The sequence below is a fragment of the Pedobacter jeongneungensis genome (assembly GCF_000633455.1).
GTDB lineage: Bacteria > Bacteroidota > Bacteroidia > Sphingobacteriales > Sphingobacteriaceae > Pedobacter > Pedobacter jeongneungensis_A.
In genome coordinates this window covers 1-17,093 of record NZ_AYMG01000023.1, presented here as the reverse complement: position 1 = coordinate 17,093, position 17,093 = coordinate 1, and the positions used below count along the sequence as shown (strand labels likewise).

Sequence of the window (17,093 nt, the reverse complement as noted above, 5' to 3'; positions counted from 1 at the left end):
AAGAAATAAAGATGAAACATATAAAATATATCCTGCTCTCCTTCCTGATCTTTTCTACTTTCTCGTGTAAGAAGGAATTTTTGAACCTGCAACCTCAAGGCGAGCTTACAGAATCGCAGTTAACCACACAAGATGGGGTAGAGGGTTTACTGGTAGGTGCTTATGGACTACTAAACGGTAATGTGAATGGTACTTATGGCAATTATGGTGCTGCACCGAGCCAATGGCTGTTTGGAGAAGTAGCTTCAGATAATGCCCATAAAGGCAGTAGTGTTGGCGATCAGCCCCCTATGAATGCCATTGAACAGCATTCGCCAACCAGTACCAATGATAATTTATCCAACCTTTGGGACAGGTGTTTTGAAGGTATTCAACGTTGTAACAACACCCTTAAAATATTGGCTAATTTACAGGCAGGTAATGGTTCAGCCAAGTTTGATGATGCCCGTGCTAAAGAAATCCAGGGTGAAGCCCGTTTATTACGTGCGCATTATTATTTCTTTTTGGTAAGGGTATTTAAATCGGTTCCTTATGTTACCGAAGCCACTAGTGGTACATTTGTTCCAAACGATAAAGACATATATCCAAATATTGTGACTGATCTTCAGTTTGCTGTAGCCAACCTAAGTACAACCAAACCAAAAAACCAAAAAGGAAGGGTTGATAAATATGCTGCACAGGCTTATTTGGGGAAAGTTTTCTTATATCAGAAAAAATATACAGAAGCTTATGATCTGCTGAATGCGGTAATTTTGGCTAAAGCAGATCTAACCACCATGCCTTATGCGGATAATTTCGATATTACCAAAGAAGACGGACCAGAAACCATTATGTCTGTTCAACATTCGGTTGGTACTGATGGTACAGGTGGTGATAATGGAAACGTTGGCGATATCCTGAATTTCCCTTACGGAAATACCCCGATCAATTGCTGCGGTTTCTTTCAGCCTTCTATTGATCTGGCCAATTCATTCAAAGTGGATATAGCTGGTTTGCCATTGTTAGATGGTAGTTACCGTACCAACCCATACAAATCAGATTTCGGATTAACCGGCGCTGCAAAAGACAATTATGTGGTAGATAAAACCCTTCCATTAGATCCGCGTATAGAATCGACTATTGGCAGGCGTGGTGTTCCTTACCGCGATTGGGGTATAATGGCCGGCGATACCTGGATTCGTGATGCTTCCAATGGAGGTCCGTTTGTTGCCGTTAAAAATACAATAGAGGCTGCGCAGATTGCCAGCGGAACTGCACCGGGTACCACCAATGTAACCGGATTAAATGTAAACCTGATCCGCCTGGGTGATGTTTACCTCATGGCTGCAGAGTGTGCAGTAGAAAAAGGCGATCTGCCAAGGGCTTTAACCTTAGTTAACGCTGTAAGAGCCAGGGCAGCTAAAATAACACCTCAATCTATAAACGGGGTGCCAGCTGCGGCTTACAAGGTTAGTCAGTATGCCTCATTTCCAAATGATACCTACGCCAGAAATGCGGTACGTTTTGAACGCAGATTAGAATTGGCTATGGAAGGCCATCGTTTTTTCGATCTTGTGCGCTGGGGCATAGCCAAACAAACGCTGGAGAGCTATTTCTCATTTGAAGGTGGATATTTCGACTATTTAAAAGGAATTAGTATAGAAAGCAGAGATGAGTATTTCCCTTTACCTCAGGACCAGATTGACAGGAGTAAAGGAACACTTAAACAAAGTCCGGGTTATTAGGATTTAGTTATGAATAAGGTACATGAGTGGGGTGATGGTCGTAAATAGGCCATCACTCTATTCATGTATTTTTTTGTTAGCAAACTCCAAACTTATTTTTCCTCTTTAAACCTGCTAAAAAATAACAATGCTATTAAGCAGAGTCCGAAACCTACAATTCCGTTCAACCGTAAGCCAAAATCATTTCCCGGATCTTTGCCATAAATGGTAAGCATAGCAAAAATGGCAATGCCAAAGGTTTGACCAAGTTTTACAAAAAGGTATTTCACTGCGAAGAACATACCTTCGTGGTTTTCGCCGGTTTCTAGAGTATCTTTCTGGGCAATATCGGCTAAGATAGCCGTAGGTAAAATACCCAGTGCTGCCAATGGAAAAGAAGCTGATAATACCAGGATATAAATCTGCGTATGCGGGCCAAATGGTAGTTTTCCTAAAAAGAAAATGGTGACGAAGATTAAGCAGAGTACCCCAAAAGCAAGCAAAACAAAAGGTTTTTTACCAATTTTAGCTGATCCAAAATTTACAATCGGGTAAAATAGCAAAGATGCTAAAACCATTGCGCCCATAAATTTCCCCCCTTCTGATTCGGGTAAACCCAATAATACGGTGCAGAAGAACAATAAACCACTCGAAATAATGCTCAGTGCTGTATAAAACGCGAAATCAGAGATCAGGTAATATTTAAAATTACTATTCTTAAAGGTACTCTTAATGGCTGGCCACAAAGGTATATGGGTAGGTTTGGCTACCGAAAATTCTTTTTCGTTAATGAAAAAAATCGGCAGTAACATCACCAGTCCGGATAAAATACACAAGCCCCATATAGCAATCTGAATGGCTTCGCTGCGGTTGGCTACATGAAAATTAGCGGCTACCAGATCGGCAAAATTATTGGTACAGGCGGATAAAATAATCCCGATAACAAAGCCGACCTGCTGGTAACTTGAAAGTTTAACTTTTTGCCTTGGGGTATTGGTTACTTCGGCTAGTAAAGCATTATAAGGAATAATATAAGTGGTTACCGATACGAAAAACAAACAAAGTGTGATGGTTAACCACCAGGCATTGTGAAGGCTTTCTGTTTTTTGGATGGGGTAGAAAACCAGTCCGCAGAAAACCATGGCCGGAATAATGGCCCATTTCATAAAAGGCATTCTTCGGCCGTTTTTATTGGTGCTGGCATCACTTTTAGAGGCAATAAACGGATCGTAAATGGCATCTACCAGCCTGCCCGATGCAGCGATAATGGAAAGGATATTAAAAGCACCCAATAAAACAAGTTGCGGCACCAATGGAGGTAAACCGGCATTGCTGGGTGGTAAGTAAAAATAGGGAAGCATTACGATGATAATGTTTGTCATCGTACTCCAGCCAATCATACCGGCAGCATAAGCAATTTCTTGTTTTAAGGAGAGTGTTTTGTTCATTAATTTTTTAAAAGTGTTTTCTAAACCTCTCAGGTTTTAAAAACCTGAGAGGTTTGAACCGTGAATAAACTATTTCTTATTAAACCACCTGCTCACAAAATAGATCGCCAGAAAGCCAACAAAAATATATAAACCATTCAGTGCAGCGTTCTGATCGTCAGCATAAATGCTAAAGGCAACAAAAGTGTAAGCCGCAATAAATATAATAGGCAATATAGGATATAATGGCACAGTGTAGATGGTTTTTTTATCAAGATGTGCCGTTCTTTTTCTCAGGATAAAAATGGTTGCTGCAGAACTGGCCATACTGATGCTTTCTAAGAAAATGGTGTAGTTTAAAATCTTATCAAAGGTTTTCGCATAAAAAATAATCACCACTGCAATTAAGGTGAAAACCGTTAAGCTTATGGTAATTACCTCTGTTTTTTTATTCATTCTGCTGAATATTTTCGGCAGGGCACCTTCTTCGCCCATGGCAAACATGGCTCTTGGGTTGCTCAGCAGGTTTACATTTACATAACCCATAACCGAGAAAAAGATGATCACGGAAAGTGCATTGAAGCCGGCAGGACCGAATATTTTGGATGCCAGTATCGCAGCTATACTTTCGGCCGATTTTAGTTCTTCGAAACCGATTACCTTTACATACACATAATTAATGGCCAGGTAAAGGATTACAATAATGGTTAAACCAATAATAATGGAGCGTGGGATTACTTTTTTGGCTTCTTTAACCTCGCCACCAAAGTTGATGGTTTGGGCATAACCCGCATACGAAAAAGAAACCGCGATTAAACACAAACCCAAAGCTTTCCCATAATCGCTCCAGGTAGGTAAAGCACCTGTTGCGGTTTTAAAAACAGGAGTAACCGTCTCTGTTTGTCCACCGAAAAATGCCGCGCAAATTAGCGTTAAAATCATCCCTATCTTAATTACCGTTAATACATTCTGCGTTTTAGAACTTGCTTTTAAGCCTAAAAGGTTAATGAAATAGAATGTTAAAATGGTGGTGATGGCAATGGCTACCCGATAAGTTTCTGTTTGTTTATCAAGCGGCAGTATAATTTTACTCAGGTATTCAGCACCAATAATCGAAATCGCCGCTACAGAAGCCGCACTCGAAATAATAACGATGCAGTTAATGGCAAAAGCAATGGAGGGATGGTAGGCCGAAGAAAATATTTTATAATAACCGCCTGTAACCGGATACCGCGAACCAATTTCGGCGTAGGTTAAGGCACCACAAAAGGCCACAAAACCACCGATAAACCAGGCGAGGTAAAAAAGTTCGGGAATTTGCGCTTTTGCAGCTACGTTTACAGGCGTACGAAACACACCCATTCCAATGACCAAACTCACCACAATCATGGATAAATCGAAGAGCGAAAGCTGTTTCTTTTGTTGCATTAAATAGAATTTTGAATAATGGGATGAAGATAGGGAAATTATGTAAAGATGTAAGATGGATGATGGGAGATGGATGATGAATTTATGGCAAATGGTTGATAGTCTATGGGTATATTGACAATCGACTACAAGAGAGTGATCCGTCAACTTCCAGACTATTAACTATCAAACCATGAACTATCAACCACAAAGTGATCACTAACTATTCAACTAATGACAAATGAACTATTGAACCACAATATACCTCTTCCATGCTTTTGTTGAAATTTTCTTTTGCGAGCCTCACAGAATAAATCTATTATTGTATAATAATTCTGGAGAGCTTATTTGAAATTATTTTTATTTCAATCATCAGGGTTATTTCTACAAATTCTTCATCGCTTTGCAAATCAAAAATGTAAAGTTTTCAAATGGAGAACAGATAAACACAGTATGGCAGAAGTAATTTATAACGACGACAGTATCCGTTCATTAGATTGGAAAGAGCACATCAGGCTTCGTCCGGGAATGTACATTGGTAAACTTGGCGATGGTTCTGCGCAGGATGACGGTATTTACGTATTATTAAAGGAAATTGTAGATAACTCCATCGATGAGTTTGTAATGGGTACCGGAAAAACCATCGAAATTACCCTTTCCGAACAGAAAGTTAATGTTCGAGATTATGGCCGTGGGATCCCATTGGGTAAAGTAATCGATTGTGTAAGTAAAATCAATACGGGTGGTAAATATGATAGCAATGCCTTCCAAAAATCTGTTGGTTTAAACGGGGTAGGTACCAAGGCTGTTAATGCGCTTTCTACCAGTTTTACTGTACAATCGTATCGTGATGGAAAAACGAAAAAAGTAGAATTTTCTAAAGGCGAAATTGTAACCGAGCAACCGATAATCGATACTACGCAGCGTAATGGTACCGCAATTACATTTTATCCTGACGAAACCATTTTCAGAAACTACCATTATATTCCTGATTTTGTAGAGAGTATGGTATGGAACTATGTTTTCCTGAACACAGGTTTAACCGTAAACTTTAATAACCAGAAATATTTTTCGGAAAGAGGGTTGTACGATCTGCTTTCTAAATTTAATAAGCCGGAAGAAATCCGTTATCCGATTATCCACATGATTGGGCCGGATATCGAAATTGCAATGACGCACGGCCAGCAATATGGCGAAGATTACCATTCGTTTGTAAACGGACAACATACTACGCAAGGTGGAACACACCAGGCGGCTTTTAGGGCTGCGGTAGTGAAGACTGTCCGTGAGTTTTACAAAAAAGAGTTTGATGCAGCTGATGTCCGTTCTTCGATCATCGCAGCAATTTCTGTCCGCGTGCAGGAACCGGTTTTCGAATCGCAGACTAAAACGAAGCTAGGTTCTCAAAACATGGGACCGGAAGGACCATCAGTAGCTACTTTCATCAACGATTTTGTTAAAAAAGAATTGGATGATTACCTGCATAAAAATAAAGATGTTGCTGATGCCTTAGAGAAAAGGATTCTTCAATCGGAAAGGGAGCGGAAAGATATTGCCGGGATTAAAAAACTGGCAAACGACAGGGCTAAAAAAGCTTCGCTACACAATAAAAAACTCCGTGATTGTAAAGTGCATTTCAATACCACACACGAGAAACGTTACGAAACCACCTTATTTATTACCGAGGGAGATTCTGCATCGGGTTCGATCACAAAATCACGTGATGTAGATTGTCAGGCGGTATTTAGTTTAAAGGGTAAGCCGTTAAACTGTTACGAGCTCACCAAAAAAGTGGTTTACGAAAACGAAGAATTTAACCTTTTACAGCACGCTTTAAATATCGAAGATGGCTTAGAAGGGCTGCACTATAATAATATCGTAATCGCAACTGATGCCGATGTGGATGGGATGCACATCCGTTTATTGATGATGACTTTCTTTCTGCAGTTTTTTCCTGATCTGGTAAAAGCCGGACATGTTTATATTCTACAAACGCCGCTTTTCAGGGTGAGGAATAAAAAAGAAACGATTTATTGTTACAGTGACGAGGAACGTAGAAATGCGATAGAAAAACTAGGCAATAAACCCGAAATTACCCGATTTAAAGGGCTGGGAGAAATTTCGCCAGATGAATTTGGATTGTTTATTGGAAAAGACATCAGGTTAGATCCTGTTATTCTAAAAGATCAGACCATTAAGAGCCTGCTCGAATACTACATGGGCAAAAATACACCAGACAGGCAACAGCACATTATCCGTAACCTGCGTGTTGAAAAGGATGAGGTACAGGAAGAACCTAAAGTAATTACGGAAGAGGTAGCTTAAAAAAGAAAGTCAAGTTTTAAAAAGAACTTGACTTTTTTGTTTTTGTACTTTGCTTAGAAATCGTCCATAAAGGGGTCGTCATTTCGAGGAGGAACTGCGAAACAATCTTTCCCGCTAGCGATCTTTGCTAGAAAGATTGCTTAGGTTCGCTCGAAACCAGCCTCGCAATGATGACATCTTGCAGCCTAACATTTGCCAAAAAAAAATGTCACTAATATTGAATTTTATGAAATAAATATTGCCTGCCGAGATATTTAAATTGGGGAATTGCTTGAAGAGAACTATTCTCCAGCTTCTTTAAGAATTTGTAAAGTCAACCAGTCAGAAATTCTGAAATTAGTTTCCTGTATCTTAATGATGTAAGGTTTAACAGCGGGAATAATGCCATTAAGTTTTGCGCTAAGTATCACGCCAATTGTACCAGTAATATTAAGTTCAAGCTTTTTAGCAAATCTCCTGGCTTTCGCATCATCTATAATAAGTAAATCTGCACGGATTTCTGTTGCAAGAACCATTGCACTCGCTTCCCCAATATCTACAGTTTCAGCATAGTCATACAACAGGTCACGATTCAATACCGCATTCACTTCAACCCAATCAGGTAGTCTTTTGCCAAATTCAGCAGCTATCTCGGGGGTTGTTATTACCTGCTTGTATAGGGAGTGGAGCAAATGTATACCATCTATTTTGTCCAGCGTAATGAAACAGCTGGCATCGGTAATGACAATTTTATCCGCTATGAGCATTTCTGAATGTTTCAAGATCTTCAGCCGCACTTTCATCTAGATAATGGACATTGTACTTGATCAGGATTTCAGCAAAATCCCATTTTTTCATCTGGCACATTTCAGCAGCTTGTGTTAAGGTAAGCTTACCTGCTTCATATAGTTTGGCTGCAATAAGACGCGTTGTCTCCTCATGCTCTTGCTCAAGGGCATCAGGAACTTGTATGGTCATTGTAGTCATATATAAAGATAGATATTATTAAAATTTAAAACAAGATGTATGCTTGTAGGTTTTGTATACCACTTTTAAAAGTAGGTTCAAATAGAAACGTCGTCATATCGACCGAAGTAACGCGGAGTGGAGAGATCTTTGAACCGTGTATATAAAATTTCTTTCTACCCATCAAATCGGAAGTCTTGGTTCGAGGAAACACGAACCAATTAATTATTCCTTATTCACTTCAACCGTATCTTCCGGGTGTTGTGGTGGCAGTACATCTACCTTTTTCTCTACAATAGTAATTTTGGTGAACACCGCATATTTACTAGGAGCGATGCCGTTATCATATTTTTCGGCATAAGCCTGGGTAAATTCTGCCCCAAAATACAAGATAATAGATGTGTAATAAATCCACAGTAAAATTACAATGATCGAACTGGCTGCGCCAAATGCGGAGCCTGGATTGCCTTTTTCGATATAAATTCCAATCAGGTATTTGCCCAAACTAAAAAGAACAGCGGTAAATAATGCCCCAATTATTGCCGATTTCCATCGGATGACAACATCTGGTAATACTTTAAAAATAACAGCAAATACAGCCGTAACAGCCGCAAGTGTAATTACATTGTTTAAGATATAAATAATCAGTGCCATGGTATCATTTGCAACCGGAATTACCTCGTCTATCTTACTTTGGGACAGCAGACCAGCCAATTTAGAACCTAAACCTACTACCACGCTATTTACTACAAGTGATACCAGTAATAAAAAGCCCATCGAAACAATCAATGAAAATGATAATAACCTGTTGGTAAGCATTTTTATCCAGCCTTTTTTGGGTACGGCTTTTACCTTCCAGATCATGTTGATGCTGTCCTGAATTTCGATGAAAATGGCCGTCGAACCGATAATCAGCACCACGATACCTACAATTAAACTAAAAGTAGATTGACCTGTTTTATTGGCGTGCTCTACAAAGCCCTGTATCTGGCCGGCAGCGTCTTTACCTACCAGTTCGGTAACCTGACCAAAAAACTTGCCTCTCGTTTCCTCATTTTTTGCATCACCCAAAAATAGTGTTGCAGCTGAGAGGAGGATAATAATTAAAGGTGTAAGCGAGAAAATAGTGTAATAAGCAAGTGAAGCACTTAATTTAGTTACCCTATCTTCAACAAAACCTTTTCCCGCAGCAATAAAGAGGTGATAAAGCGCTATAAAGAAGTTTTTGATCCTGGTGATTACTTTCATCGAAAAATTAAAACGGATATCCTATTCCTATGTTAAAAATTAAATTCTGTCTGCGCCAATCTTTGTTGCCAAAGGCAATATCATCAAATACCCATCTTTGTCCTTCGGGAAGGTAAGGTTTGCGCACAGGGAAGGCCACATCTAAACGTACTACAAAAATTGTTGCATCTACACGTAAACCTGCACCGGTACCAACGGCCAATTCGTTAAAAGTATTTTTTAACTTAAAGCCGGATCCGAGTCTAGCAGTCTCCGGTTTTCCAGGTTCTCCCAGATCTTCTTTTCTTAACCAGATATTACCTGCATCTACAAACAATGCACCATATAGTACACTCACGATTTTAAACCGAAGTTCTGAATTGAGCATTAATTTAATATCACCACCCTGATCGGCAAAAATGGCATTATCTGGTACCTTGTAAGTACCCGGGCCTAAAGTACGTGCCGGAAAGGCCCTGATATCGTTACTGCCTCCCGCAAAAAACTGTCTTACAAATGGTAATGAAGTACTATTGCCATAGGCATAACCATAACCCAGATTTAAGCGGTTTGCCCAGATCAGGTTGCGGTTAATTTTATAGAAATCTCTAAAATCAGCCTCTGCCCTTATAAACTGGGTAAGCGGTGTGTTAAACAAAGTTTTTTGTCCATTATCATTTTTAGGCGTAAACAGACCCCAAACATTACCACCTGTTTCTAAACCACCATAGAAATAAACATTGTTACGGCGGTTGGTTTCCATTTGGTTGGTATAGGTAAAGTTATAATTACTACCAATGATAAATTGATTTTCGAGTGTACTTCTTAATAATGGATTTGCTTTAAATAAACTATCTCTCCTAAATGTATCAGGAAAACTTGTAGAAATATAACTGATCGATATCGGGTTAAAGTTATGTTCTTTGTATTGATTTTCCTTGAAATTATAACCATATTCACCTTTTATGGCATGTAAGGTATATTCTGACCCACGGTTAAGCATCTGATAAGAAAGCGAAGCAATGGTTTTTGGTATGAAGGCCGTTGTGCTGTTCGGTTTGTAAAAAGGAACGATAAATCTTGGGAAGGTAAGTTTTCCTTCAGCCGTTAACGACAATGAATTCCGCCCTAAAGAAGTTCCCCTTACCTGTGTTTCAAAACCACCACTTACACTAATATCCAACTGCTCTGCACCCCTGAATAAGTTTCTGGTAGTTTGCGTTACTTTTACCTCCGAGCCCACAAAATTGTTCGATTTACTTGTACCTGTAACCGAAAAACTCAACGAGTTTTTCTTTAATGGAGTAAGGTATATATTCAGATCCAACTTATTGTTCTTGAAACTATCGACCGGTAAAAACTCTGCCCTAACATCTCTGAAAGCACCAATGTTTACCATTCTGTTTAACGATTGATTATGATCTTTACGGTTATAAGGTTCACCTTTCTGGAAAAAAACCAGACGGTCGAACAATCTTGGTTTAAAGGTATTGCGATCATCATAAATGTTAAAATCGTGATATTCCAACGGTTTTAGCTTTCTTAATATCGTATCTCTCCGCAAGCTATAGCTTGGATAAATATTGATGTTCCTGATGGTGTAAGGTTTCAATCCGGCATCAGGCGCAATATCTTTAACTTTAACTGTCACATTTACCAGGTTTTTACCGATAGTACTATCAATCTGCATAATCAGGTAATCCGGACTGAAATAGAAATAGCCCTGCTCTTTAAGGTCATTATCAATCCTGATGCGCTCGTTTTTGTAATTATCCAGATCGTAGTAATCGCCTACTTTTAGTAAGGTTTTATCTTTGTTCTGATTAATGATTTTGGTTAAAATTCCACTATCAGGTGGGAAAGTAACCTTATTTATTTTGTAACGGTTACCAGTTTCTGCGGTGTAAATGGCTTTGCCTTTTTTATCTTTCACCACAGTATCGCCGGTAACAGTAGCCTGTAAATAACCCTCGCTGATTAAATAGCTGGTAAGTACATCATTATTATATTTCAATTTTACCTCACTAACCAATACGGGTGGTTCACCTTGCCTGCGCAACCAATTTTTAAAACCTTTTGGCTTTTTAGGTTCACCCGCCAGGTTGTAAATGCCAAGTTTATATTTAATACCTAAAATGGATTTGTTCGGACGGGGTCTTGTTTTGCTCTCTAAATCACTTTTTACCTGTTTTTCATCATCAATTTTACCCGATGAGTCCGGATTGATCTTTACTTCAGCACCTGTATATAAATGTTGTCCCGGCTTTAACGATTTGGTAGAGCTACATCCAGCCCAAACTAAGCAGGCCATTGCGAATAAAATTGGTCTAGTTAGTTGTCTCATTTTTAGGTTTTTGTTCAATGTTTCTTCTGTTTCGTTTTTTCTGGAAAATCTCTCTGAATTTATTGTAATCTACAACAAGGGTGAAACCTAAGCCGGTTTCGATAATCTGACCCTGTACAATTACGTCATTTTGGTTGCGTCTGTAAGCCCTTAATCGATATCTTCCATCAGCCGATAAAGCATACTCAACATTTACGTTTCCGCCAATATCTGTCGATTTTTCGCCAGGTGCCTGTGGTCCCTCCAACGCGAATGAACTACCCACAGTTACGGTTAGCCTATCATTTAATAGTTTTTTAGATAAACCAACTTCAAGGTCTGTTTTTTGTTGAAGAGAGCCGGTAGAGTAATCTTCTGAAGAGTTTACTCCAAAGTTCAATTCTACACCTTGAATTAAATCGGAAGCAAGGTTATTTAACTGCTCTGTCAATAATTTACTTACACTCGATCTCGCCAGGGTAGAAACACCGCCGCCACCGCCTGCCAAACTCTCGAAAGGATTGTTGGCGATAAATCTGTTCAATGCCAATAGGGCAAAAACCTGTTTATTCAACTCGCTTTCATCACGGTTTACATTGATCAGTTTGGTATAAACCGTTCCATTTAATGCGCCACGTTCGTTTTCAGGTAAGTCGAGTTTGAATGAGATAATCGGTTTCAACAGCTCACCTTTCATCATTAAATAAACCTGAAAAGGCAACTTAGTTTTAGCTTGAATATTGTCTGGCTCATTGATCAGATCGATAGGAGCTGCGTTTACTTCGTATAAGGCTGTTAAATTTACATTTGCCGAAGTAGGCTCGCCGGTCCAGATAATGGTACTTCCTTTAACCAGTTTGAATGCTTTTTTGCCCAGCGGACCAACCGATAAATTGTAAGAACCATCAATAATTTCATAACGGCCTGTTAAACTGATTTTGCCGCTCGGATCCATGGTCGCATTAAGGTCTGCCTCGCCTTTAATATTCAGGGCATCGCCATTTGATGGATCAACTACTACATTCAGTTCGGCCTCAGGATCAATCGTAATGGCTGCAACGAGGTTAATTCCTTTCATTGCAGCTTTACTTATACTATCAACTTTTAAAGCTTTTTGTCCGTTAAATGGTGGTGCGTCGGCATCGATAAATTGCACAATTCCCTCCTGATCAATAATTGCAGGATCGCTTGATGGTAGGGCAAAGAAGAATTTTGTGCCTTTGTTTACCCTGATGTTCATGTTCACATCGGGTTGGTTCAAATCTCCGCGAACTTTAATATTACTGGTTAAAAATACCGTTCCATAGATCAGGTCATTATCCGCTGCGGTCGAATTGATTGCCCTGAAATTGTTCATTCTGATATCTAAACCAAAACGGTAATTTTTAAAATCGCTGGTGTAAACTTTCCCATCAATAGTAGCTTTTTGATTTAAGGAATCGATCAGTGTGAAGTTATTAAAACTAATGCCTTCGTTTGTAAACGAAATCTTTTCATTTGGCATGCGGAAATATGAATTTACATAAGCCACTTTGATGCCCGCATTATTAAAAGTTAGATCACCCAGTATTTTTGGAGCGGTTAATGCCCCTTTAACGGTAAGTGCCCCGGTTAGGGTACCTGTACCATTTTTAAGCTGACCAGCAGATAAACTCTCAATATTTTTCATTTCGATTTTATCGATATTCACCGTAAGATCTAAAGCACTTTGAGGTGCGGTATAATAGAATCCATTTACCCTTAACTCGTGCACGCCGGTTAATGCCACGTTTACTTCGAATGCATTTTCAGTGTTGTTGTTTACGGCTAAACGTAAGGTGCCCAACTGATCTTTCTGATAACGCAACTGATCGATGGTTAAGTTGGTTTCGAATTTTGGTGTACTGGCCAGATCTTTAACATTTGCGGTTCCGTTTAAACGGCCACCAACCAACGTAGTATCGGTTTCGGCAAATTTGGTCAAGGTTTCCAGTTGGAAATCTTTAAACTCTACAGCCAAAGGTGCATTAGGTTGGGTAGGATTGCTGTTGATGGATAGTGACTGCCCGCTATTGCTGATCTGAAATTGGTTAACCAATATACCCGATGCTCCAAACTGGATGTAATTATCCTGCGAAACTACCCATTTTTGATAATCGAGCAATAACTTCTGAGGATCTAAAGTGAATTTAAAATCTTTATTGATTGATTGGAAATTACCACCGATTACATATTTGTTTTTTCGTTGCCTGTCACGTAAGAAAATATTAACACCCAAATTGTTATTCGCAGCATCACCGCTTATTTCAGTATTGAAAAGCGCAATTGACGGACTTTGAAGGCTCTTAACGGTTAAACTATAATCTAATTTATTATTATCGTTATTGATGTTTAAAACCGTGGTATCTACTTTGAAATCACCATAAACTACCTGCGGGAAATTACCTTTAATCTGCAGGCTATCTTTTTGCGTATCGATCAATCCGTAAAACTGCGATTGTTTAAATACCGTTAATTCAGGTACAAAGCTCTTTAATAATTTAGAATCGTAAACCTGAACAAAAAACCTTAAACGCTGATCGGGAACCTTGGTAACGGTGCCAAAAGCATAATATTTATTGATTTCGTTGATTATTGCACTGCCTATTTTGGTCAGCTGGTATTTACCATCAATTTTTGCTGAAAGTATTTCAGATTTTAATGTCAGTTCGTTTTCTGTTGCGGTAGATTTTGCGCGGATCGAAATCGTATCTACGTTCACTTTTTGTTTGTCTTTTACCAATTGTAATCCGGTAACATCAACCGATCCATTCAAATAATCAGCATCGGCAGTGGCCAGGTCTACTTTAACCACTCCGGCAGCACTTAAAACCGTAGGACTAAAGTTTAAAGCCTGAAGGTTTACCTGTTTTAAATTCAGATCAGCTTTTACTGCCGGATATTTACCCGCCATATTTACTTTCGCATCTAAATTAAAGTTGGCGTTGCTATCGGGCATGCTACTTTTAATGCTGATGTTCTGGTTGCTATAATTTCCGGCAAGGCTTAAATTGCGGTAGGTATATTTATTATAATAAGCACTTAATACCTTTGCATTAAACCTGGCATTAATTTTTTTTGGATCGAGCCCTGTACCAGCCACATTAGCCTTAACCGAAACGCAACCCAGTTTAGGTTGCATTTTTAACAACCTGCCTACGTTGAAGTTGTTTAAACTGATATCTGCCTTGTAACTTTCCTTGCCTTTAGGGCCATTCATGCCCGCAACCACCACAGCACCACCCATATCGGTATTGATGTTCAGGTTGGTGTTGAAATCAGTCATTGAGCCTTTAAAATTACCTTTCGCATCGATTACGTTAGGTAGTTCGATTGAAGGTGGAAGTGACTTTTTAGGTACAGCCACCAAAATATCTCCTTTGGTAACGTGAAGTTTTTTTATGTTTAAATCGAGAAAAGTTTTTTTAATATCGGGCAGGCCTTTGGCTTTTCCACTGATATCAATCTGTGTATTTTTTAACCCGCTGATCTGCAGTTTCGGAATATTGAGGTTATTTAAATAGCCGTTAACATCAGCATTGATTTTTATTTTTTCATTGCGGTAATTGGCCGGTACGGCATCGCTAAAGTATCCGGCATCTTTTAAACCGATGGTGGTATTTTTAAGGGCAATGTTCAATTTTACGCGTTCAGGATGTTTGGTTAAATCCTCCATTGAGGTGAAATTTAACTCAGTTGCGTTCTCGATAGACGTATTTGGTGTTTTCAGGATAAAATTACTCAGCTTGATCTGTTTATCGTTATACACAGCATCACCGCGCAATTCGTCCAATACAAATCCGCTTTTTTCTTTTAACGATCCGTTTTTAACATTGGCTTTTATACCTGCTGCACTATAGCTTACATCACTTGCACCCAAATTAAGCTGGTTAATTTTTAGGTGGTTAAAATCCATTCCTTTAGGTGCCGGTTTAGTGGCAAGGTTATCGAACTGTACAGTATTATCGGCTAAACTGATATTTTTAATGATTAAACCCAAGGGCGATTTTTCTGGCACTACAGTATCTTTAACTTTCTTTAAATCGTTACTCGGGGCAGGTTTAAAGGCAAAAAGAATATTCGATTTGTTTAAATGTGCATCATCAACCGAGTATTTGCTGTTGGTTAAATCTACTTTCAGGTTAGCTAACCCCAGATCATTAACGGTAGCAATGGCTTTAGTGGTCGAGATCTGGTCGTCGTAATTTACCTTTACATTACTAAAAACAAAGTTTTGCACTTCAATTAGTGGTAATTTTCCCTGCTCTTTCTCCACACTATCCACACTATTGGTAATATGCTGAACCAATTTAACCAATGGTTTTTGCTGTAGATAACGAAGCGAAGTATTCACCAGGCTTAGTTCTTTAATTACATAATGTTGGTTGGCCAGATCAAAATCTTTGATCTTTGTTTTAAATGCACCTAAATACAATTTCACATCGTTACCAGCAACATCATCGCGGTAATTAATGCCTATATCTTCGAACGAAACTTTATCAACAGAGAATTTGAGGGTAGAGGTGGTATCTTTTTTTACCTTTTCCTCTGATTTTTTCTGATCGCTTGCAAAAGCATCCACCAGGAAAGAAAAATTAAATGTTGTGTCGGGACTAATACGCTTCACATTCGCACGTACATTTTTTAGTTCAATGTTATTAATCTCAACGGTGTTTTTTAACAGCTTAAATAAGCTGATGTCGACAGCCAGTTTTTCGGCGTATAATAAGGTATCGCCTTTGCGGTCTTCGATGTAGAATTTGTTTAAAACCACATCTTTTGGCAAAGCAATTTTAATGCTTTCTAAACTTACTTCTGTCTTGGTTTTGCTTTTAAGGTAGTTTATGGCTTTGCCTTTAACAAAATTCTGAACTGCAGGAATATTTAAAGACAGGGCTACAGCCACCACCAGAATGATGATGGAAGCAATTACCCACAATAAAATTTTGAGACTTTTACGTACGTATTTATTCAAAGCTAAGCGTGTTTGGTGTCAACTAAATGCTAAAAGCATGCCATTAATATTAAATTTAAGGCAGTTTTTAATAATTAATACAAAAAATAACCTAAATTGTTCGCCCGCTATAAAAATTTAACATAGGCGGTGATGTAAATAGTTAAAAATGAAATCAATAAATCTAAATATATCCTTTGAGCAATATACCGGTATCGCAGAATTAACATTAGCAGACAGAACGCTTTGCGAACTTTCGGAAAAAGCTTTAGCCAGTTCTTATTCACCTTACTCGAAATTTAGGGTAGGTACAGCCATCCGTTTGGCCTCAGGAGAAACAATACTGGGCAGTAACCAGGAAAATCTGGCCTATCCATCTGGTCTTTGTGCCGAACGAGTAGCACTTTTTAGTATCGGTTCCACATATCCAAATGCGGTAATAGAAAGTATGGCAATTACGGCCCAAACCGATAATTTTGAAATTTTAAAACCCATTACTTCTTGCGGAGGCTGCCTGCAGGTAATGGCAGAATTTGAACGTAAACAAAACGCACCGATTGAGGTAATTTTTTATTGTTTAAATGGTGAGGTATTAAAAGTGCCGAGTGTAAAGAGTTTATTACCTTTTGCTTTTGTGGAGGATAGGTTGGAGCGGTAGGGAAGTAGTATCTTACGACAGATCGTCATCGCGAATCCAATTTTTCATTGGATGAAGCAATCTTTGTAGAAAGAACTATGAGAAAATAGATTGCTTCGTCGGCTGA

At 38.8% G+C, this 17,093-nt stretch carries 10 protein-coding genes; 3 read left to right on the top strand and 7 right to left on the bottom strand.

Annotated elements, in window-relative coordinates; genetic code table 11:
* Positions 1–11: 11 nt before the first annotated feature.
* The gene (locus tag U859_RS0119875) at positions 12–1,724 is read left to right on the top strand and encodes a RagB/SusD family nutrient uptake outer membrane protein (protein WP_029985988.1); all 1,713 of its coding nucleotides are present in this window, start codon (positions 12–14) and stop codon (positions 1,722–1,724) included.
* Between the two features lie 92 nt (positions 1,725–1,816).
* On the opposite strand, the gene U859_RS0119870 is transcribed toward U859_RS0119875, so the two are convergent.
* Both U859_RS0119870 and U859_RS0119865 read right to left on the bottom strand, forming a co-directional pair.
* Entirely contained in the window at positions 1,817–3,151 is a 1,335-nt protein-coding gene (locus U859_RS0119870) for an MFS transporter (protein ID WP_025145069.1), read from the bottom strand.
* A gap of 69 nt (positions 3,152–3,220) precedes the next feature.
* Positions 3,221–4,558 carry an APC family permease gene (locus U859_RS0119865; RefSeq protein WP_025145068.1) on the bottom strand — a complete coding sequence of 446 codons (1,338 nt, stop codon included), beginning with the start codon at positions 4,556–4,558 and terminating at the stop codon, positions 3,221–3,223.
* Positions 4,559–4,990: 432 nt separating this feature from the next.
* On the opposite strand from U859_RS0119865, the gene U859_RS0119860 reads away from it, so the two are divergent.
* Entirely contained in the window at positions 4,991–6,862 is a 1,872-nt protein-coding gene (locus tag U859_RS0119860) for a DNA topoisomerase IV subunit B (protein ID WP_025145067.1), read from the top strand.
* Positions 6,863–7,143: 281 nt separating this feature from the next.
* Here U859_RS0119860 and U859_RS0119855 read toward each other — a convergent pair whose 3' ends face one another.
* The 5 genes from U859_RS0119855 to U859_RS0119835 all read right to left on the bottom strand — a co-directional run bounded on the left by U859_RS0119855 (position 7,144) and on the right by U859_RS0119835 (position 16,350).
* Positions 7,144–7,608, bottom strand: a complete 465-nt coding sequence (locus U859_RS0119855) for a DUF3368 domain-containing protein (RefSeq protein ID WP_029985986.1) — start codon at positions 7,606–7,608, stop codon at positions 7,144–7,146.
* Positions 7,592–7,819, bottom strand: coding sequence for a UPF0175 family protein (locus tag U859_RS0119850; RefSeq protein WP_240183078.1), 228 nt, complete (start codon positions 7,817–7,819; stop codon positions 7,592–7,594). The genes U859_RS0119855 and U859_RS0119850 overlap by 17 nt, the downstream gene beginning before the upstream one ends.
* A gap of 213 nt (positions 7,820–8,032) precedes the next feature.
* Positions 8,033–9,055, bottom strand: a complete 1,023-nt coding sequence (locus tag U859_RS0119845) for a YihY/virulence factor BrkB family protein (protein WP_025145064.1) — start codon at positions 9,053–9,055, stop codon at positions 8,033–8,035.
* Between the two features lie 7 nt (positions 9,056–9,062).
* The gene (locus U859_RS0119840; protein ID WP_025145063.1) at positions 9,063–11,378 is read right to left on the bottom strand and encodes a BamA/TamA family outer membrane protein; all 2,316 of its coding nucleotides are present in this window, start codon (positions 11,376–11,378) and stop codon (positions 9,063–9,065) included.
* Positions 11,362–16,350 carry a translocation/assembly module TamB domain-containing protein gene (locus U859_RS0119835; protein ID WP_025145062.1) on the bottom strand — a complete coding sequence of 1,663 codons (4,989 nt, stop codon included), beginning with the start codon at positions 16,348–16,350 and terminating at the stop codon, positions 11,362–11,364. Before U859_RS0119835 ends, U859_RS0119840 begins: the two co-directional genes overlap by 17 nt.
* A 148-nt stretch (positions 16,351–16,498) precedes the next feature.
* Between U859_RS0119835 and U859_RS0119830 the strand changes: the two genes are divergently transcribed.
* The gene (locus U859_RS0119830; protein ID WP_025145061.1) at positions 16,499–16,987 is read left to right on the top strand and encodes a cytidine deaminase; all 489 of its coding nucleotides are present in this window, start codon (positions 16,499–16,501) and stop codon (positions 16,985–16,987) included.
* The last annotated feature ends 106 nt before the right edge of the window (positions 16,988–17,093 follow it).

What these genes read in the sequence shown, in the direction of transcription:
- U859_RS0119875 (WP_029985988.1), top strand. Translation starts at nt 12, where the DNA reads ATGAAACATATAAAATATATCCTGCTCTCCTTCCTGATCTTTTCTACT.
- U859_RS0119840 (WP_025145063.1), bottom strand. Translation starts at nt 11,378, where the DNA reads ATGAGACAACTAACTAGACCAATTTTATTCGCAATGGCCTGCTTAGTT.
- U859_RS0119845 (WP_025145064.1), bottom strand. Translation starts at nt 9,055, where the DNA reads ATGAAAGTAATCACCAGGATCAAAAACTTCTTTATAGCGCTTTATCAC.
- U859_RS0119860 (WP_025145067.1), top strand. Translation starts at nt 4,991, where the DNA reads ATGGCAGAAGTAATTTATAACGACGACAGTATCCGTTCATTAGATTGG.
- U859_RS0119855 (WP_029985986.1), bottom strand. Translation starts at nt 7,608, where the DNA reads ATGCTCATAGCGGATAAAATTGTCATTACCGATGCCAGCTGTTTCATT.
- U859_RS0119870 (WP_025145069.1), bottom strand. Translation starts at nt 3,151, where the DNA reads ATGAACAAAACACTCTCCTTAAAACAAGAAATTGCTTATGCTGCCGGT.
- U859_RS0119865 (WP_025145068.1), bottom strand. Translation starts at nt 4,558, where the DNA reads ATGCAACAAAAGAAACAGCTTTCGCTCTTCGATTTATCCATGATTGTG.
- U859_RS0119830 (WP_025145061.1), top strand. Translation starts at nt 16,499, where the DNA reads ATGAAATCAATAAATCTAAATATATCCTTTGAGCAATATACCGGTATC.
- U859_RS0119850 (WP_240183078.1), bottom strand. Translation starts at nt 7,819, where the DNA reads ATGACCATACAAGTTCCTGATGCCCTTGAGCAAGAGCATGAGGAGACA.